Source organism: Desertihabitans brevis (assembly GCF_003327535.1).
GTDB lineage: Bacteria > Actinomycetota > Actinomycetes > Propionibacteriales > Propionibacteriaceae > Desertihabitans > Desertihabitans brevis.
In genome coordinates this window covers 166,205-183,901 of record NZ_QOUI01000003.1, presented here as the reverse complement: position 1 = coordinate 183,901, position 17,697 = coordinate 166,205, and the positions used below count along the sequence as shown (strand labels likewise).

Here is a 17,697-nt window from a genome sequence, read left to right as displayed (position 1 = left end):
GATGGGTAGGTTGGGTGACCGGGACGGAGCGACGCCGAGGAGGTGCAGCATGCCCGAGGACCTGGCGGACGTGATGGCGCGGGTGGCCGAGACCCTGCACGAGCAGCGGTCGACCGAGGAGACCCTGGAGGCGATCGTCCACGGGGTGCGGGCGACCGTGCCCGGGGTGCAGCACGTCGGCATCTCCGTCGCCCGGAAGGACTCGATCCAGACGATGGCGGCCACCGACGAGCTGGTGTACCGGATCGACGCGATCCAGTTCGAGCTGCGCGAGGGACCGTGCGTGGACTCCCTGCTCGGGCGCACCCGGACCGTCGCCAACGACATCGTCGGCGATGGGCGCTGGCCCAGCTTCGGCCCGAAGGCGGTCGAGCTGGGCATCCGCTCCCAGTTCGGGGTCGACCTCTTCGCCGAGGCGGGCAGCGTCGGCGGGCTCAACCTCTACGCCGGCGAGATCGACGTCTTCGACGACGACGCCGTGCACGTGGCCACCCTCTTCGCCAACCACGCCGCCCACGCGCTGGGCAAGTCGATGCGCGAGGAGCAGCTGCAGGAGGCCCTGCGGAGCCGCCGCCAGATCGGCCAGGCGATCGGCATCGTCATGGAGCGCTACCGCGTCGACGAGCAGCGCGCCTTCGACTACCTCGCCCGGGTCTCCCAGCACGGCAACATCAAGCTCCGGGACGTCGCCGCCCAGCTGGTCGAGCAGGGCAACGGTCTCCGCCAGCAGCGCCCGGGCGTGCCCGACGCCACCGACGCCGGGCGCAGCTGAGCCGAACCGGGTGACAGGGCGTGACGGGGGACGGCTCCCTCTCCTAGATTGACCGCGGGGCACGGAGGGGAGGCGCGATGTCGTTCATCAACAGCGGGTTCACCGGTCGCCGCGGTCGGCGGGACGAGCGGCTGCCACCCGGGCAGACGCTGGTGGAGGACTGGCCGGTCCTCTCCGCGGGCCCGACCCCACAGGTGTCCACCGCCGACTGGACCTTCACCATCACCACCGAGGACGGCGCGGAGCACCGCTGGACCTGGGACGACCTGACCGCTCTCGGGATCGAGGACGTCACCACCGACATCCACTGCGTCACCCACTGGTCGAAGCTGGCGATGCCCTGGCGCGGCGTCCCGCTCGACGCCTTCTTCGCCGACGTCGACACCTCCGCCGACTACGCGATGGCCCACTGCCACGGCGGCTACACCACCAACGTCCCGCTGGAGGACCTGCTCGACGGCAAGGCCTGGGTCGCGGTGGAGGCCGAGGGCGAGCCGCTCACCCCCGAGCACGGCGGACCCGCCCGGCTGCTCGTGCCGCACCTGTACTTCTGGAAGAGCGCCAAGTGGCTCCGCGGGCTGCAGCTGATGCCGGACAACGACCCCGGCTTCTGGGAGCAGCACGGCTACCACCTCCGCGGCGACCCGTGGCAGGAGGAGCGGTACTGGTGACCCTCCGGCGGACCGCCTGGCACCGGGCCACGGTCGTCTCCGTCGCCGCCGAGACCGCCACCGCACGCCGGATCGAGCTGGAGGTGCCGACCTGGCCGGGCAACGACGCCGGGTCCCACGTCGACATCCGGCTCACCGCCCCGGACGGCTACCAGGCCACCCGGTCGTACTCGGTGGCCTCCTCCGGACCGGGGACGCGCCTGGTCCTCGCGGTCGACGAGGTGGCCGACGGTGAGGTCTCGCCGTTCCTGGTGCGGGTGCTGGCCGTCGGCGACCCGGTCGAGGTGCACGGCCCGCTCGGCCGGTTCTTCGTCTGGACGCCCTCGGCCGACCCCGACCCCGCTCCCGTGCAGCTGGTCGCCGGCGGCTCCGGCGTCGTGCCGCTGTACGCGATGGCCGCCGCGCACGAGCGCAGCGACGACGGCAGCGAGTTCCGGCTGCTCTACTCGGTGCGGACCCCCGACGACGTGTTCTTCCGCCGCGAGCTGGCGGCCCTGCGCCGCACCCGGGTCGACCTCGTCCACACCCGCTCCGCGCCCGAGGGTGACCGCCGGCCCCCGCGGCGGCTGGTGCGCGAGGAGCTGGACCGGCTGACGCTGGGCCCCGCGCTCGCGCCGAGGATCTTCGTCTGCGGGTCGACGCCGTTCGTGGAGACGGTGTCCCGGTGGTTGCTGGAGGCCGGGCACGCGCCCGCGGCGGTCCGCACCGAACGGTTCGGAGGCAGCGCATGACCCACCTGGACGGGAACGCCTGCGCCGGCGCGCTGAGCGACCTCTTCGGCGACGACGTGACGCTGGCGCTGGGTCGCTGCGCGGGCTGCGGGCACGACGCCGTCCTGGCGGAGGTGGTCGCCTACGTGACCGCGATGGGCACGGTGCTGCGCTGCGCACCCTGCCAGGCGGTGCTGGCCGTGCTGGTCACCACCGCCTCGGAGCGCGTGGTCGACCTGACGGGACTGTCCTCGCTGCGGCTCGCCGCTCCGGCCGACGGCGGCTGACCCCGGCGTCGAAGGAGGGTTTCAGGCCCCGCGGCGGCGCAGGGGGCCGGCGGCCATCAGACCGCCGTCCACCGGGAGCACCACCCCGCTGATCCAGGACGCGTCGTCGGAGGCGAGGAAGGCGACCGCGGCAGCGATGTCCTCCGGTTCGCCGGCCCGGCCCAGCGGGTAGGCGGCGGTGAGCTCGGCCAGCGACTCCGGCTGGTCGTCCCAGACCCGGGTGCGCACGGTGCCCGGCATCACCAGGTTGACCCGCACCCCCGCGGGACCGTGGGCGGTCGACAGGTTCGCGGTGAGGTTGACCAGCGCCGCCTTGGCCGCGGAGTAGGGCTCGCTGCCGAAGCTGCCCAGCCCGTTGACCGAGCCGATGCTGACGACGTTGCCGCGCCGCGGCAGCAGGTGCGGCAGGCTGGCCCGCACCACCCGGACGACGCCCATGAGGTTGAGCTCGAGGTTGGCCAGCCAGTCCTCGTCGGAGGTGCCGGGCAGCGGCGGGTGGGAGAACGTGCCACCGGCGCAGCTGACCAGCACGTCCAGACCGCCGAAGGCGTCCACCGCCCCGGCGACGGCCCGGTCGACCGACTCCGCCGAGGTGACGTCCATCGCCACCGCCAGTGCCCGGGCACCGGTGCCGGTGAGCTCGTCGGCGACCGCGCCGGCGGCCGCCTCGTCCAGGTCGGCCACCACCACCGTCGCCCCCTCGGCCGACAGCCGCCGGGCGCAGGCCCGTCCGATCCCGTTCCCAGCCCCGGTCACCAGCGCCACCCGGTCGGCGAACCTGCCCTGATCAGTCGTCACGGACCGCATCATGGGCCCTGGCCGCCGGCGGCGTCGAGCCGGCCCCGGCAGGATGGGGGGATGACGCTGCGCGAGTTCCTGCTGGCCCGGATCGGCGAGGACGAGGACGCCGCACGGGCCGCCGCCGGGCCGCGCTGGGTGCCCGCGGTGGCCCCCGACGACGAGGGCGGCGTCGGCGCCTGGCTGGTGACGCTGCCGCACCGGGGCGACCCGCGCGGACCGGGCCCGCGGGTGGCCACCACCAGCGGGCACCCCGAGCAGGAGCACGTGGTGCGGTGGGACCCGGCCCGGGTGCTGGCCGAGTGCGCGGTGAAGCGGCAGCTGGTGGACACGGGCTCGGAGGAGGTGCTGCGGACGCTGGCCGCACCGTGGTCGCACCACCCGGACGCCGACGGGCTCGGCTGACGGGCTTCGGCCAGGCTCAGCCGTCCGCGCCGTCGCCGCCGGAGAAGACCGCCTCGACGTTGTTGCCGTCGGGGTCGCGGACGAAGGCGGCGAAGTAGCGCTCGTGGTACTCCGGCCACAGCCGCGGCGCGTGCAGGCTCTCCGCGCCGGCCGCGAGCGCGGCGGCGTGGAAGCGGCGCACCTGGTCGGGGTCGGCGGCGGTGAAGGCGATGTGGGTCTCCCGTCTGGCGACCTCGCCCTCGGCGCGCGCCAGCCAGAAGCGCGGGTGGTCGCTGCCGTAGCCGGCGGCGACGCCGTGGTCGAGCAGCCGGCGGCAGCCCAGCTCGGCCAGCACCCGGTCGTAGAAGTCCTCGGCGCGGGCCAGGTCGGCGCAGACGATGCCGAAGTGGTCGATCATGGTCGTGTCCTCCTGTGGTCGGGTTCAGGCGCCGGTGCTGAGGCTGTGCAGCGCCCGGTCCAGGGTGCTGAAGACGACGTCGGAGTCGTCGGCCGGGTCGGCCTGGCCGGGAGCGGGGGCATAGAGCCACCACAGGTTGTCCCAGGGGTCGAGCACCCGGGCCAGCGAGGTCTCCCCCCAGAACGGGGTCGGCTCGGTGACGGTCTCGGCCCCGCGCTCGGCCGCCCGCCGCAGCACGAGGTCGAGGTCGCGCACCCACACCTGCAGCAGGGCGGGACGGGCCGGCCACCCGTCGAGCCGGTCGGCGCACATCAGCTGCACGGTGCCCATCTGCACCTGGGCGTGGATGAGCCTGCCGTCGGGCAGCGGCGTGCGGGCCTCGAGCACCTCGGGGGCGTCGAAGACCTCGGTCACGAAGGTGACCCAGCCGGCGGCGTCGTCGAGGATCGCGAAGGGGTTGAGGACGGCCTCCCCGGTGGGGACCGCCTCGGCGCGGAGCAGCGTGTCGTTGGTCATGGCGACGACGCTAGGGAGGCTTCCGGCCAGGTCGTGACCGGAGAGCGACGGCGGCCGGGGCAGGGGCCGGGCACTAGTCTGCGTCCATGGTCGAGGCCGTGCCGTCGCGCTACGAGCTGCGACGGGTGATCGCCGAGGGCGGGATGGGCACGGTGTGGCTCGCCCGCGACCACAAGCTCGGGGCGGACGTGGCAGCCAAGGTCCTGCGCGGGTCCGAGGCGTCGGCGGTGCTGCGGTTCGTCCGCGAGCAGGGCCTGCGGGTGCGCCACCGCCACGTCGTCAGCCCGCAGGGGTGGTCCGCCGACGACGACCACGTGGTGATGTCGATGCCGCTGGTCCGGGGTGGCTCGCTGCAGACGCTGTCCCGCGACCACGGGCCGCTGCCGGAGCCGTACGTGGCGGTGCTGGTGGACCAGCTGCTCGACGGTCTGGCCGAGATCCACCGGCACGGGGTGGTGCACCGCGACCTCAAGCCGGCCAACGTGCTGCTCGAGCCGACCGGCTCCGGCTGGCCCTGCGTGCGGATCGGTGACTTCGGCATCGCCGCGGTGGTGGGGGAACCGCGGTTCACCGTCGTCGGGCAGTCGCTGGGCACCCTGGGGTTCATGGCCCCGGAGCAGGCCCGCGGTGCCGAGCCCGACCCCCGGCAGGACCTGTTCGCGGTCGGCGTCCTGGGGCGCTGCCTGCTCACCGGCCTGCCGCCGGGTCAGCTGCCGACCGACCCGGCCGGGGCGGCACCCGGTGCCGGTGGGCTGTGGCCCTTCCTGCAGTGGCTCAGCAGCGACGACCCGGCCCGGCGACCGGCCTCGGCCGAGGACGCCCGGGAGGAGCTGCGGCGGCGGCACCTGCTGCCACCGGGCCCGGTCTGGCAGCAGTGGCCCGACCCGCCCGAGGTGTTCGACCAGATCGCCGAGCTGGAGGAGCCCGACGACCCGGGCCCGCAGCCGGTCCCTCCCCAGGCAGGCGTCGTCACCCAGCGACCGGCCGGGCCGACGTCACCCGTCCCGGCACGGAGCGAGCCCGACCCGTCCGCCCCGACCCGGCCCGACCAGGGCCGACCCAGGGCCCGGCCGCAGCTGCTGCGAGCGGTCATGGTGGTGAGCTTCGTGCTGGCCGGGCTGTCCGCGGTGCTGCTGCTCCTCGCGCTGCTGGGCTGAGGCTCGCCCGGTGCTCCGGACGGGCGGTCAGCCGCGCCGGAGCAACCGCCAGGCCAGCACGCCGAGACCGCCGAAGAGCACCACCCCGGTGGCGGCGCCACCGAGCAGCCAGCCACGCCCGATGCCGTCCTGCTCGGGCTCGTCCGGCTGGTCCTGGCCGGCCGCCGCGGTGCTGCTCGGCGCCGGGTCGGATGGTGCCGGAGCCGACGGGCTGGACGGCGTGGCCGAGGGCGTCGGGGTCGGCTCGGTGGAGCGGTAGGTCGGCGCACCGTTCCCGGCCTCGCCGAAGACCCCCAGCTGCAGCTCGAGGGCGCGTTGCTCCGTGGTGGGGCGGCTGGCGTCGTCGGTGTAGGACACCGCCACCAGGTAGTCCCCCGGGAGCGCGGCGTTCTCGGTGCGGGGGTTCTCGCGGTTCGCCCACAGCACGGTCGGGGTACCGGCCGCCGCCTGAGCCGCTCCACCGCCACTCATCGCGCCGGTCTGGCCGTCTGGTGGGTCGGTGGGCCCACCTCCGTCGGCGTCCCCGGCCACCGGGCTGAGCACCTGGACGTGGAGGAACCGGTGCCCACGGGCGTAGCCGGCCGCCTCGGGCAGCACGGCCCGGGCCTGCAGCCGCTGGCCGAAGTCCAGCGGCACCCGGAAGAACTGGATCTCCCCGGGGACGATGTCAGCGGTGACGGTGCCCTCGCCCACCTCGGGCGCGTCGTCCATCGAGCTCCCGCCCTGCACCCGCTGCCGCGGGCCCTCGCCGAGGTCCTGCCAGGCCGGCCGGTCGTCGGCCCGGGCGCCGGTCTGCTCCACCGGCGGCTCCTCGGTCACGATCAGCTGGTAGGGCTGGCCGGGCACCGGGTCACCGAACCCGGAGTGGGCCACGCGCAGCACCAGGTCCCCCTCGACGCACTCCTCGTCGTCCTCGGACGCCACGGCGTTGGCCAGCAGCCACCCTCGTTCGCCGCCGTACTTGGTGAGCACCTGGGCGGTGGCCGACCCGCAGCTCTCGCTGGCGGTGGTCAGCAGGTCGACGTCGAGCTGGGTCATCCCCGTCTCCGGACGCATGAACACCCCGGCCCACAGCGTCGAACCGGGGATCTGCCGCTCGATCCGGTAGTGCCGCGGCTCCTCGCCCTCGCCGGCCTCGTCCACCCAGCTGCCCGGCCCGATCGCCGGGGCGTCGACCCCCTGCACCGTGCCCTGCACCGGCCGGCCGTTGACCTCCAGCTCGTTCACCGCCCGCTCCTGCACCTGGCGCAGGGTCTCGGTGAGCTCGTCGGTGTCCTCGGCGTCGTAGTAGGTGCCGCGACCACGGTCGGCGATGCAGGTCAGCTGCTCCCGGGCCTTGCCGGTCACCCGCAGGCCGACCACGTCGATCCGCAGGTCGATCCCGGCGGCGGCGATCCGTTCGGCCACCGGGCAGGGGTCGGGGACGCAGGTCTCCTCGCCGTCGGAGACGAGCAGGATGGAGCGCCGACCGCTGTCGCCGACGTCCTCGGCCGCCCGCTCCAGGGCGTAGGCGATCGGCGTCTCGCCGTAGGGCTGGTAGCTCTCGACCTCCGCCCGCAGCTGCTCCCGGTTGTCGGTGCCGATCTCCACCGCCAGCCGGCTGTCCTCACACGCCCCGGGGTCGGAGCGGTCGAAGACCTCCGAGCCGTACACCCGCATCCCCACCGGGGCGTCGTCAGGGAGGGTGTCGATGACCTCACCGAGGGCGGTCTTGGCGGCCTCGATCTTGGTCCGGCCGTCACCGGCGGGTTCGGCCATGGAGCCCGAGGAGTCCATCACCAGGAGCAGCCGGCCCGGTTCGTCGGCGTGCGCGGGTGCGGCCGGGAGCAGCAGCACAGCGGTGGTGATGATCAGCGAGAGGGTTGCAGCAGCGAGACGTCGCATGTGGCCATCCTCGGGTCGAATCGGCTAATGTCCAATAGGAAACAACCACAGTTTCCGATTGTCAATACCGGTTGTGGACGGGGACAGCATGTCGGAGCAGGCGGCCAACCGCCGACGCCAGGAGGAGCTCTACGGCGAGCCGTTGGCCGGCCTGGTCGCCGGGATCTGCGACGCCTTGGGGATCAACCAGACGGCGGTCGCCCGGGTGCTCGGTCTGTCCACCCCGATGCTGTCCCACCTGGTCGCCGGACGACGGGTCAAGATCGGCAGCCCGCTCGCCCACGCCCGGCTGGTCCAGCTGCGCCAGCTCGCCGCCGACGTCTCCGCGGGCCGGACGTCGCCCGCGCAGGCCGCGGAGGAGGTCGCGCGGATCGCCGCCTCGCAGGACTCCTGGGCGACCACCGCGCCGACGACCGAGCCCGCGGCCCTGCAGCAGCAGCTGCTCAGCGTGGCACCGGCCGAGGAGTGGGTGCAGATCGCCGCGGAGATCGCCGAGCGGCACCCGGGTGCGGCGGCGCTGCTGCACCAGCTGGCGGCGCGTCCGGCGCAGGGGGGCGGTGTGGACCGGGTGGGCTGATGCTGGTCGTCCCGCGTGCCGGGTCTGCGTCCGGGTCAGCGCTGCGCGAGACGTTCCAGCGTCATGGCGAGGAACTCCCGCAGGTCGCCGGTCTCGCCGTCGCGTCCGCCGCGCCCGACCTGCAACGGGGGTGGGGTCGGCTGCAGCTTCACGCCGCGCAGCCGCTCCACCATCCCGCCGGGCACGGTGAGCACGTAGTAGCCGCCGTCCTCACCGATCGCCAGGGACTGGTTCTTGCGCAGGTACCAGCCGCGCTTGTCGGTGCGCACGGTGCGACCTGACAGCAGCTGGGCCATCAACGGCTGCGGCTCGTGGCCGCGGGCGCGCGCCTCGCGGACGAACTCGTCGACCAGCTGCTGGGCGCGGGTGGACTCGTGCCGGGAGGCGGCGTCGGAGAGCGCGATCCGGTGCGCGGCGGCCTCGGCGCGGCTGGGTGGTCGCTCGGTCATGGTGCAGCCAGGCTACGTCGCCTCCCGCCGTGGTGCGCGGCGGGTTCGCCACCACAGGACGGGTCGGGACAGCAGGCGCCGCACCTCGGACAACACCTGCGGCAACAGCGCCCGACCAGCGTGGATCCCGTCGGAGCGACGGGAGGAGCGGGGCATGGCACAGGCGGCGGGAGAGGCGGGACGGGACGTCCGGCGCGGGCTGCACGAGGAGTGGGCCGAGCTCGGGGCGCAGCCGTCACCGGCGGTGATCGGGTGGGCCGAGGGCTGCGGGGAGCTGACCGGGGCCAGCACGCCGGGGGACGTGCTGGAGCGGGTCGGGGGCGCGCCGGACGCCGTGCTGGGCTTCCTGGTGGGGCGGGCCCAGCACGGCGGCGGCGACGCCCAGCTGGCCGGACGGGTGGTGGTCCAGGCGATGCTCGGCAAGCTGGTCCGGCTGGCCCGGGCCGACGCCGGCGCGGAGCTGGGCGACTACGTGGCGCAGCTGTGGTGCACGATCGCCGGCTACCCGCTCGCCCGCCGCCCGCGCAGCGTCGCGGCCAACCTGTGGATGGACACCCGCAAGGCCGTCCGGCGCGAGCAGGGCCGCCCGACCGCGGCCCTGGCCGTGCCGGACGCCGTCCTCGACGAGCTGTGGACCTCCAGCCGTCCGCCCGCCGACGAGCTGAGCGTGCACCGGGTGGTGCGCCACGCCCGGGCCCTCGGGCTGGTCGACGAGCCGACGGCGGCGGTGCTGCTCAGCGTCTACGCCGACGGCCTCACCTCGGCCGCAGCCGGCGAGCGCCACCGGATGAGCACCGACGTGGTCCGCTGGCGGTGCTCCCGGGCGCGGCGACGGCTGGCCGAGCACGCGCTGGTCCTGGCCGCCGCGTGAGCGACTGGCGCGACCACGACGCTGACGTCATCCAACGCGCTCACACGGCCCAACGCCCTGAGCGTGTCGAAGGGCAATCAGCAGAGGCGGTCGCCCACCCAGGCGTCCGGCTCGGGATCCCGCCCGTCGACAGGCTCAGGGCGCTGTGGGGGGTCAGCGCAGGCGGACCGGGCCGGCACCGATCGGCGTCCGGAACAGCACGTAGGGGTAGCGGCGCCTGTCCTCCCCGCCCTGGTACTTCGCCTGCCGGTAGAGCTGGTTGGCGGTGACGTAGAGGTGCTGGTCGGCGGCCACCGACAACGTGTCCGGCCACAGCAGCCGGGAGTCGTGCACCACGGTCTCCCAGCGGCCGTCGGGCAGGCGGCGGTGGATGGCGTCGTGGTCGCCGTCGGTGACGTAGAGCCGTCCCTGGTCGTCGGTCTCCAGGCCGTCGCTGATGCAGCCCTTGTCGCCCTCGTCGCGGACGGTGGCGGCCACGTCCGCGTCGCGACGGGTCCGGTCGGCCAGGGCGTCGGTGTCGACGGAGTACCAGTGCCGGCCCGCCAGCGGGCAGTAGAAGAGCCGCCGGCCGTCGGCGCTGAGAGCGATGCCGTCCGAACCCATCAGCACCGGCGAGACCGTGCCGTCCTCGGCGCGCTCGGCGAACTCCGCACCCTCCACCACCATCCGCAGCTCCGGCGGCGGCACCGCCTTGGTGCTCGGGTGGTCGTGCAGCCGGCGCCACGCCTGCCCGCTGGCCAGGTCGACCACGATGATCCCGTTCGGTCCCTGGTCGGAGGAGTCGGTGACGAAGGCCACGCCGGCCTCGCCCCGGCGCAGGTCGAAACGCACGTCGTTGAGGTAGGTGGTCGGCAGCGCGACCTCCGGGTCGAAGGTGATGACCTGTGCGACGGTGTCGGTGGCGAGGTCGACGCAGACCAGCTTGGGCCCGCCCGGCTGCGTCGGCTCGAACAGCGGGCTGCCGGTGTCGAGCACCCACAGCCGGTCGGCGGGGTCCACCACGATGCTCTGCACCGAGACGAAGGCGCCCTCGTCGTCCTGCCCGGACGGGCTGTTCCACGCCTCGTCGGGGTAGGGGACGGCGCGGCCGTCGCGCAGCTCGACCACGGTGGCTGGGACGTCGTCGCCCCACAGCGGGAAGTTGACGAACACCCGGCCCGAGTCGGAGACGCTGACGCCGGTCGGCATCGGCCCTGACTCGAACAGGTGCACGACCTCCAGGGAGCCGATCGGCTCGTCGGTCGGAGGTGTTCCGGCGGTGCTGGTCACAGGGCTCCTCCCGTCCCGGGTCAGCGGCGACGGCGGCGGGCCATGTCGAGGACGCCGGCCGGCCCGCGCTGCTGCTCGCCGTGGATGGTCCCGATGACCACCAGCGCGCCGGTCAGCACGGGGAGGAGCCACTGCGCCGCCTTGAGCTGGCGCTGCGCCGAGGCGAGCTCGTCGCTGGAGCCCGACCCGGGCTCGGTGGCGCCCTGGGCGCCCTCCTGCGAGCGCCGGGCGACCGTGCTGCCCTGCAGACCCGCCCAGGCGGTGACGCCCATCGCCGCGGCGGTCACCACGATCTTGGCGATGGAGGCACTCCTGGCCTCGCTCTGCACCGCCACCCGCCGCCGGTTGCCGACGAGGACGCCGATGCCGCCGATGGTGTGGGCGACGATCGCGGCCACCTGCCAGGGCGTCCAGCGGGCCCAGCCGATCGAGGACAGCCGGGTCCGCTCCTGCGGGTCCTTCGCGGCCGCGGCCGCCCCGTTGACGCCGACCGCGCCCATCAGCGAGCCACCGAACCAGGCGGCGGCGCCCAGGTCGTGGAGGGCACGGACGACGGTGTTGCGCTCGGACATGAGGGGTCCTCCCACGAGAGTGTGCTGGGATCGGGACGTACCCAGCCGCGCTGCACCCATGCCGGCGGCCGGGACGGATTCCCGCCGGGAGGAGGGCCGCCCGTGGTGACCAGGGTGACGATCGAGGACGTCGCGCGCCGCGCCGGGGTGTCCAACATGACGGTCTCCAACGTCATCAACCAGCGCCCCGGCCGGGTCGGGGAGGAGACCCGCGCCCGCGTGCTGCAGGCGATCGACGAGCTCGGCTACCGGGTCAACCTGACCGCCCGCCAGCTCCGCTCCGGGCGCACCGGGACGATCGGGCTGGCGGTGCCCGACCTGCAGTCGGAGTACCACACCGCCCTCGCCGACCGGCTGGTCGACCGGCTCGAGCGGCACGGCCTGCGGCTGGTGCTGGAGCGGACGGCCGCCCGGCTCTCGGCCGAGCTCGACTCGCTCAGCGCTCCCCGCCTGGACGCCTACGACGGGTTCGTGCTCAGCGTGGTCGCCGGCGACGCGGAGGCGCTGGCGGCCGTCCGGCCCCGCACGCCGGTGGTCCTCATCGGCGAGCAGACCGTGCCCGACCGCTTCGACCACGTGCTGATGGACAACGTCGGCGGGGCCCGGCTCGCCACCGCCACGCTGCTCCGCTCCGGCGCCCGCCGGATCGCGCTGCTCGGCGGCGGGGACGACCCCGAGCACTCCATGCCGCACCTGCGCACGCAGGGTTACCGGGCCGCGCACGCCGAGGCGGGGGTGGAGGTGGTGGAGGAACTGGTGCGGCCGTCATCCTTCACCCGCCGCGACGGCCACCGCCTGGTCGAGGAGCTGGTCGCGGCCGGGGAGCCGTTCGACGCGGTGTTCGCCCTCACCGACAGCGCCGCGCTCGGGGCGCTGCGCGCGCTGGCCGACGCCGGGCTGCGGGTGCCCGAGGACGTCCAGGTGATCGGCTTCGACGACCTCGACGCCGGCCGGTGGAGCGTCCCGCGGCTCTCGACGGTCGACCCGGGCAACGACGCCATGGCCGACGCGGTCTGCGAGCTGCTGCTGGCCCGGATCGAGGGCGGGCCCGACCCCCGCCCGACCAGGGTCGTGATGCCGCCGCCGCGGCTGGTCGAGCGGGGGTCGACGCGTCTCAGCTGAGCGTCAGCTCGCAGGTGGCGAAGCTGTGCGGCGGCAGGGTCACCTGCAGCGTCGACCCGTCCAGCCGGACGTCCAGCGCCTCCGGCCGCACCCGGTCGGGGTGCTCGGCGCTGTTGTGGGCCTGCGGCTCGTCGGCGGTCAGCACCCGCGCCCGATCGCAGGCGAAGCCGAGCCCGCGCAGGTCGAGCGCGACCTCCTGGGCGGCGTCGAGGGAGAGGTTGCTCAGCGAGACCAGCGCCGTGCCGTCCTTGGCGCTGGCCGAGACCGACAGCAGCTCCAGCGAGTGCTGCTCGCTCTCGTGGCGTGGGCCGTCCAGCACGTGCACCGGCAGCCGGCGGGCCGACTGGTGGCCCTTGTTCATCTCGAACACGTGGTAGCTCGGTGTCAGCACCAGGGCCTCGGTGTCGGGGTCGGTGAGCAGCATCGCCTGCAGCACGTTGACGGTCTGGGCGATGTTGGCCATCACCAGCCGCTCGGCGTGGCGGTGGAAGATGTCGAGGTGGGTGCTGGCTACCAGGGCGTCCCGCACGGTGTTCTGCTGGTAGAGGAAGCCGGGGTTGGTGCCCTCCTCGACCGACCACCAGGTGCCCCACTCGTCGCAGACCAGACCGATCTGGCGGTCGGGGTCGTAGGCGTCCATCACCGCGGAGTGGCCGCGGATCACCCGGTCGATGTCGAGCCCCTTCTGCAGGGTGCCGTACCACTGCTCGGCGCTGAACTCGGTCGCCGGCGTCTTCGCGATCGCGTCTCCGGCGTGCGTGTAGTAGTGGAACGACACCGCCTGGAAGCGGGTCTTCGCCGACAGCCGGCAGCCGAGCCCACCGATGGCCTTCATCAGCGCCTCGGTCCAGGCCAGGTCGTCGTCGGCCGCGCCGGCGGCGATCCGGTAGAGCTGGTGGTCGCCGTGGTCACGGCAGTAGGTGGCGTACTGGCGGGCCAGGTCGGCGTAGGCCTCGGCGCGCATGTGGCCGCCGCAGCCCCAGGTCTCGTTGCCCAGCCCCCAGAACGGCACCTTCCACGGCTCGTCGCGGCCGTTCTGCCGCCGCAGCGCCACCATCGGCGAGTCGCCGGCGCGGGTGAGGTACTCCACCCACTCACTCATCTCCTGCGCCGTGCCCGAGCCGACGTTGCCGCTGACGTAGGGTCGGCGCCCAGCAGCTCGCACAGCGCCATGAACTCGTGGGTGCCGAAGGAGTTGTCCTCGACCACGTCGCCCCAGTGGCTGTTGACCATCGAGGGACGCTGCTCGCGCGGGCCGATGCCGTCGCGCCAGTGGTAGTCGTCGGCGAAGCAGCCGCCGGGCCAGCGCAGGTTGGGGATGTCGAGGGCCCGCAGGGCCTCCACCACGTCGAGGCGGATCCCGCCCTCGTTCGGGATGTCGGAGTCCTCACCCACCCAGAAGCCGCCGTAGATGCAGCGGCCGAGGTGCTCGGCGAAGTGGCCGTAGAGGTGGCGGTTGATGGTCGGGCCGGGGACGTCGAGGTCGATGACGACCTTGGTGGGCGTGCTCATCGGCGAGCTCCTGTCCAGAGGGGGACGCGGTCGGGTTTGACGTTACACCGATGCGCCGCTGCGCGACCAGCAGATCCGGGCGATGAGTCCCGGCAGGCGGGCCCGGTCGGTACCGGGAGCAGCGACGACCGACGACGCAGGAGGACACCATGACCGCGCGGGCGCTGCAGGTCTGGTTCGACTCCCGCGCCGAGGGGCCGGGCAGAGAGGTGCACGAGGTGCGGCCTGGGCCGACGGCGCCCTCGGCTGCATCAGCTCCGGCGGGACGGCACCGGTCGTCGGTGCCGCCCCGCGTACCGGTTTCACTCGACCGCGAGCGCGGCCACCGGCGGGGCGGTCGCGGCCCGGCGTCCGGGCAGCACGGAGGCCAGCGCGGCGGCGACCAGTGCGACCGCGGCCACGCCGAGGGTCTGCGGCCAGGACACGGCGAGCTCGGCCTCCTCCTGGCCCAGCACGCCCATCAGCGCGCTGGCGCCCAGCCAGCCGAGGAACCCGCCGGCCAGGACGCCGACGACCGCGCTCACCACCGCCACGGTGAGCGCCTCCAGCAGCAGCATCAGCCGCAGCTGGCGGCGTTGCAGACCGAGCGCCCGCAGCAGCGCCGACTCCCGGGTCCGCTCGATCACCGACAGCGCCAGCGTGTTGCCCACCCCGACCAGGGAGATCAGCACCGCGGCTCCGAGCAGACCGGTGGCGATCAGCACCAGGGTGTCGAGCACCTGGGTGTAGCCGGTGGCCTGCTGGTAGACGCCGGCGTCGCGGTAGTCGGTGCTGCCCGCGACCGAGCTGACGTCGGCGGTCACCTGCGCGGCGTCGGCGGCAGGGTCGGCGTCCAGCCAGAGCCCGGCCGCGTTCGTCTGGCCGAACAGGTCGGTGAAGGCCTGCTCGGTGAGCAGCGCGCCCCCGTGGGCGGCGTGGCTGATGACGGCGGTGTAGGTGGCGGTGCGGCCCTCGGTGCCGTCGGCGGGGTCGAGGACGGTCACGGCCACCTCGTCGCCGGCGTCCAGCCCCTCCTGCGGGGACAGCACCACCGAGCGGTCGTCGAGGGCGGGCAGCGGCTCGGGCAGGAACGCGTCGGCCTGGGCCGGGTCGACGGCGTAGACGGTGCGGACGTAGCCGTCGCCGGTGTCGGCCTGCCCGGCCGGCAGCACGAGCGTCCGCTCGACGCCGTCCACGGCGCGCAGCCGCTCGACCGTCTCCGGCGGCACGTCGGCGCCGTCGTAGCGGGTGAGCGAGAAGTCGACGGGGAAGCGCTCCTCGATGTCGCCGAGCAGGGTGCGCGACGTGGTCGCCGCGCCGGTCTGCAGGGTGACGGTGACGCCGACCGCGAGCATCAGCGCCACGCAGGTGGCGGCGGTGCGGGCCGGGTTGCGGCTCATCTGCGCCGTGGTCATCCGCCCCACCGGGCCGAGGACGCGGGTGAGCAGCCCGACACCGCGCACCAGCGTCGGCACGTACAGCGGCGCCGCGCCGAGCACGGCCAGCGACAGCGCCGCGGCCCCGAGGATCGCCACGGCCAGCACCGGCTCACCGGCGAGACCGACCACCGACGGGTGGAGCGCGACGGCGGCGAGCCCGCCACCGACGACCGCGAGCAGCCCGCAGACGACGACGCGGACCACGGTGGCCCGGCGTCCCTGGGCCGGGGTGGCGACGGGGCGCAGCGCCTCCATCGGGCTGATCGCGGTGGCCCGTCCGATGGCGGCCAGCGAGGCGAGCACGGTGACGAGGACGCCGGCCAGCACCGGGCCGACCACGCCCACCACCGGCAGCTGCAGCCCGGTGGCGAGGGAGCCGGTCCAGGCCGCGACGGCGGCGGTGACCCCGACGCCGAGGGCGACCCCGAGCACCGCGCCGACCAGTCCGACCAGCGCGGCCTCGGCGAGCAGCCCGGCGCGCAGCTGGGCGGTGGATCCGCCGACCGCCCGGAGCAGCCCGATCTGGCGCCGCCGCTGGGCGATGAGGATGGCGAAGGTGTTGGCGATGATGAGCGCGCCGACCAGCAGCGCGATCGAGGCGAACACCATCAGCAGCACGGTCAGCACGTCGGCGCCGTCGGTGGCCGAGGAGACCGAGGCGGCGACGGCCTCGGCGGTGGTCTGCACCGAGGCGGAGGTGCCCGGCTCGGCCACGACGGCATCGGTGGCCTGCTGCAGCGGCGCGACCAGCGAGGCCGGGTCGACGCCGGGGTCGGCCAGCACCAGGTAGGTGCCGGCGCCGGTCTCCGCGCTCGCCGCGGCCTCGAACCACGCCGGCGCGGCGTGCAGCTGCAGGCTCCCGCCGCCCATCAGGCCGGCCCCGGCGTCGGTGCGTCCGACCACGGTGACGGGCTGCGCGCCGTTGCCGGCGTCCAGCACCAGCTCACCGCCCAGCCCGGTGTCGAGGGCCTCGATCGCGGCGTCGTCGACGGTGACCTCCGAGGGACCGGTGGGCCAGCGGCCCTCGACGAGGTCGGCCGGCCGCAGCCGCGGGTCGGGGCCGACGGTGGTGACGACGGCGGTCGAGCTGCGCCCGTCCGCCTCGACCCGGGCGCCGACACGGTACGAGGGCTCGACCAGCTCGACCCCGGGGACGGCCTCGAGGGCGGCGCGGACGTCCGCGGTCGGGGCGGTGTACTCCTCGACCACGAGGTCGGAGCCGGCGAGCTGGCGGGTCATCGCGACGCCGGTGGCGTGGAACTCGGTGCGCACCACGGCGACGCTGGCCACCATGAACCCGACGCTGATGGCGACCGCCACCACCACCGCCAGCGGCCGGGTCGGACGGGTGCGCAGCTCGGCCAGGGCGAGTCGCAGGCTGGTCACGAACCCACCTCGTCGGCGCGCTCGTCGACGGCGTGACGGGCGCGGCCACCGGCCGTGGCGGCCAGCAGCTGCTCGGGGGTCGGGCGGTCGAGGTCGTCGACCAGCCGGCCGTCGCCCATCACCAGCACCCGGTCGGCGACCGAGGCCGCCTGCGGGTCGTGGGTGACCATCACCACGGTCTGGCCCAGCCGGGTGACCGAGTCGCGCAGCAGCCCGAGCACCTCCTCGGCGGTGGCGGAGTCCAGCGCACCGGTCGGCTCGTCGGCGAAGACCACCGCCGGACGGGTCAGCAGCGCGCGGGCGATCGCCACCCGCTGCTGCTGGCCGCCGGACAGCTCGCTCGGCCGGTGTCCCAGACGGTCGGCCAGGCCGAGGGCGTCCACCACCTCCCGCAGGTGGTCCGGGTCGGGACGCCGGCCGGCGAGGTCGAGCGGCAGCAGCATGTTCTCCCGTGCGGTCAGGGTCGGCAGCAGGTTGAAGGACTGGAAGACGAAACCGACCTGGTCGCGGCGGACCCGGGTGAGCCGGCGGTCGTCCAGCGCGCTGAGCTCCTGACCGGCGAGGAACACCTTGCCGCCGGTGGTGCGGTCGAGCCCGGCGAGGCAGTGCATGAGGGTGGACTTGCCCGACCCGGACGGTCCCATGATCGCGGTGAAGGTGCCGCGGTGGATGTTCACGCTGACCCCGTCGACGGCCCGGACGGCGGTGCTGCCCGAGCCGTACACCTTGCTCAGGTCGAGGGCGCTGGCCACCACCGTGCTGGTGGGGGCGTCGGGCGGGGCGGGCCGGGTCGCGGTGCTCATGGGCGTCCTGTCGTCGGAGGCTGGGGACGCCCTCGACGCTAGAGCCGTAGCGACCTCGTCCTCGTGCCGCTACGGGCCTTGGCGACCGCGACCGTGGGCACTCGGTGAGCGTCGCCCGTCC

20 protein-coding genes are annotated in these 17,697 nt (G+C 74.7%); 9 read left to right on the top strand and 11 right to left on the bottom strand.

The window, feature by feature from the left end; translation table 11 throughout:
- Positions 1 to 49 precede the first annotated feature (49 nt).
- The 4 genes from DT076_RS06350 (at position 50) to DT076_RS06335 (ending at position 2,440) form a co-directional block, all read left to right on the top strand.
- Positions 50 to 772 carry a GAF and ANTAR domain-containing protein gene (locus DT076_RS06350; protein WP_158548059.1) on the top strand — a complete coding sequence of 241 codons (723 nt, stop codon included), beginning with the start codon at positions 50 to 52 and terminating at the stop codon, positions 770 to 772.
- Positions 773 to 849: 77 nt separating this feature from the next.
- On the top strand, positions 850 to 1,443 hold the full coding sequence (locus tag DT076_RS06345; protein WP_114125818.1) for a sulfite oxidase-like oxidoreductase: 594 nt from the start codon (positions 850 to 852) through the stop codon (positions 1,441 to 1,443).
- On the top strand, positions 1,440 to 2,174 hold the full coding sequence (locus DT076_RS06340; RefSeq protein WP_114125817.1) for an FAD-binding oxidoreductase: 735 nt from the start codon (positions 1,440 to 1,442) through the stop codon (positions 2,172 to 2,174). The genes DT076_RS06345 and DT076_RS06340 overlap by 4 nt, the downstream gene beginning before the upstream one ends.
- Positions 2,171 to 2,440, top strand: a complete 270-nt coding sequence (locus DT076_RS06335) for a DUF6510 family protein (RefSeq protein WP_114125816.1) — start codon at positions 2,171 to 2,173, stop codon at positions 2,438 to 2,440. The genes DT076_RS06340 and DT076_RS06335 overlap by 4 nt, the downstream gene beginning before the upstream one ends.
- A gap of 21 nt (positions 2,441 to 2,461) precedes the next feature.
- On the opposite strand, the gene DT076_RS06330 is transcribed toward DT076_RS06335, so the two are convergent.
- Positions 2,462 to 3,247 carry an SDR family NAD(P)-dependent oxidoreductase gene (locus tag DT076_RS06330; protein WP_114126017.1) on the bottom strand — a complete coding sequence of 262 codons (786 nt, stop codon included), beginning with the start codon at positions 3,245 to 3,247 and terminating at the stop codon, positions 2,462 to 2,464.
- Between the two features lie 51 nt (positions 3,248 to 3,298).
- Between DT076_RS06330 and DT076_RS06325 the strand changes: the two genes are divergently transcribed.
- Positions 3,299 to 3,643 (top strand): DUF6221 family protein, encoded by a 345-nt coding sequence (locus DT076_RS06325; protein ID WP_114125815.1) that lies wholly within the window; start codon positions 3,299 to 3,301, stop codon positions 3,641 to 3,643.
- Between the two features lie 16 nt (positions 3,644 to 3,659).
- On the opposite strand, the gene DT076_RS06320 is transcribed toward DT076_RS06325, so the two are convergent.
- Together DT076_RS06320 and DT076_RS06315 are read right to left on the bottom strand one after the other, a co-directional pair.
- Complete coding sequence (locus DT076_RS06320; RefSeq protein WP_114125814.1) at positions 3,660 to 4,040, bottom strand: VOC family protein; 381 nt, start codon at positions 4,038 to 4,040, stop codon at positions 3,660 to 3,662.
- Positions 4,041 to 4,064: 24 nt separating this feature from the next.
- Positions 4,065 to 4,556 (bottom strand): VOC family protein, encoded by a 492-nt coding sequence (locus DT076_RS06315; protein ID WP_114125813.1) that lies wholly within the window; start codon positions 4,554 to 4,556, stop codon positions 4,065 to 4,067.
- Positions 4,557 to 4,642: 86 nt separating this feature from the next.
- Here DT076_RS06315 and DT076_RS06310 point away from each other — a divergent pair, with 86 nt between their 5' ends.
- Positions 4,643 to 5,713 carry a serine/threonine-protein kinase gene (locus DT076_RS06310; RefSeq protein ID WP_114125812.1) on the top strand — a complete coding sequence of 357 codons (1,071 nt, stop codon included), beginning with the start codon at positions 4,643 to 4,645 and terminating at the stop codon, positions 5,711 to 5,713.
- A 27-nt stretch (positions 5,714 to 5,740) separates the two neighbouring features.
- Here the strand turns inward: DT076_RS06310 and DT076_RS19325 are convergent, their stop codons facing one another.
- The gene (locus DT076_RS19325) at positions 5,741 to 7,597 is read right to left on the bottom strand and encodes a vWA domain-containing protein (protein WP_114125811.1); all 1,857 of its coding nucleotides are present in this window, start codon (positions 7,595 to 7,597) and stop codon (positions 5,741 to 5,743) included.
- Between the two features lie 88 nt (positions 7,598 to 7,685).
- Between DT076_RS19325 and DT076_RS06300 the strand changes: the two genes are divergently transcribed.
- Positions 7,686 to 8,174, top strand: a complete 489-nt coding sequence (locus DT076_RS06300; protein ID WP_114125810.1) for a DNA-binding protein — start codon at positions 7,686 to 7,688, stop codon at positions 8,172 to 8,174.
- Positions 8,175 to 8,209: 35 nt separating this feature from the next.
- Here DT076_RS06300 and DT076_RS06295 read toward each other — a convergent pair whose 3' ends face one another.
- Positions 8,210 to 8,623 carry a hypothetical protein gene (locus DT076_RS06295; protein WP_114125809.1) on the bottom strand — a complete coding sequence of 138 codons (414 nt, stop codon included), beginning with the start codon at positions 8,621 to 8,623 and terminating at the stop codon, positions 8,210 to 8,212.
- A gap of 154 nt (positions 8,624 to 8,777) precedes the next feature.
- Between DT076_RS06295 and DT076_RS06290 the strand changes: the two genes are divergently transcribed.
- Positions 8,778 to 9,494: a hypothetical protein gene (locus DT076_RS06290; protein ID WP_114125808.1), complete on the top strand. Its 717-nt coding sequence runs from the start codon at positions 8,778 to 8,780 to the stop codon at positions 9,492 to 9,494.
- 153 nt (positions 9,495 to 9,647) lie between these two features.
- On the opposite strand, the gene DT076_RS06285 is transcribed toward DT076_RS06290, so the two are convergent.
- Entirely contained in the window at positions 9,648 to 10,763 is a 1,116-nt protein-coding gene (locus DT076_RS06285) for an L-dopachrome tautomerase-related protein (RefSeq protein WP_199539003.1), read from the bottom strand.
- Positions 10,764 to 10,783: 20 nt separating this feature from the next.
- Positions 10,784 to 11,335, bottom strand: a complete 552-nt coding sequence (locus DT076_RS06280; RefSeq protein ID WP_114125807.1) for a hypothetical protein — start codon at positions 11,333 to 11,335, stop codon at positions 10,784 to 10,786.
- A 102-nt stretch (positions 11,336 to 11,437) separates the two neighbouring features.
- Here DT076_RS06280 and DT076_RS06275 point away from each other — a divergent pair, with 102 nt between their 5' ends.
- Positions 11,438 to 12,457, top strand: coding sequence for a LacI family DNA-binding transcriptional regulator (locus DT076_RS06275; RefSeq protein ID WP_114125806.1), 1,020 nt, complete (start codon positions 11,438 to 11,440; stop codon positions 12,455 to 12,457).
- On the opposite strand, the gene DT076_RS06270 is transcribed toward DT076_RS06275, so the two are convergent.
- The 4 genes from DT076_RS06270 to DT076_RS06260 form a co-directional block, all read right to left on the bottom strand.
- The gene (locus tag DT076_RS06270; RefSeq protein ID WP_233493712.1) at positions 12,450 to 13,559 is read right to left on the bottom strand and encodes an alpha-N-arabinofuranosidase; all 1,110 of its coding nucleotides are present in this window, start codon (positions 13,557 to 13,559) and stop codon (positions 12,450 to 12,452) included. The two genes, DT076_RS06275 and DT076_RS06270, sit on opposite strands and share 8 nt — an antisense overlap.
- Entirely contained in the window at positions 13,556 to 13,969 is a 414-nt protein-coding gene (locus DT076_RS19860; RefSeq protein ID WP_233493710.1) for a hypothetical protein, read from the bottom strand. The genes DT076_RS06270 and DT076_RS19860 overlap by 4 nt, the downstream gene beginning before the upstream one ends.
- Positions 13,970 to 14,271: 302 nt before the next feature.
- Positions 14,272 to 16,773, bottom strand: a complete 2,502-nt coding sequence (locus tag DT076_RS06265; RefSeq protein WP_114125805.1) for an FtsX-like permease family protein — start codon at positions 16,771 to 16,773, stop codon at positions 14,272 to 14,274.
- Positions 16,770 to 17,576 (bottom strand): ABC transporter ATP-binding protein, encoded by an 807-nt coding sequence (locus DT076_RS06260; RefSeq protein WP_114125804.1) that lies wholly within the window; start codon positions 17,574 to 17,576, stop codon positions 16,770 to 16,772. Before DT076_RS06260 ends, DT076_RS06265 begins: the two co-directional genes overlap by 4 nt.
- Positions 17,577 to 17,697: the final 121 nt, after the last annotated feature.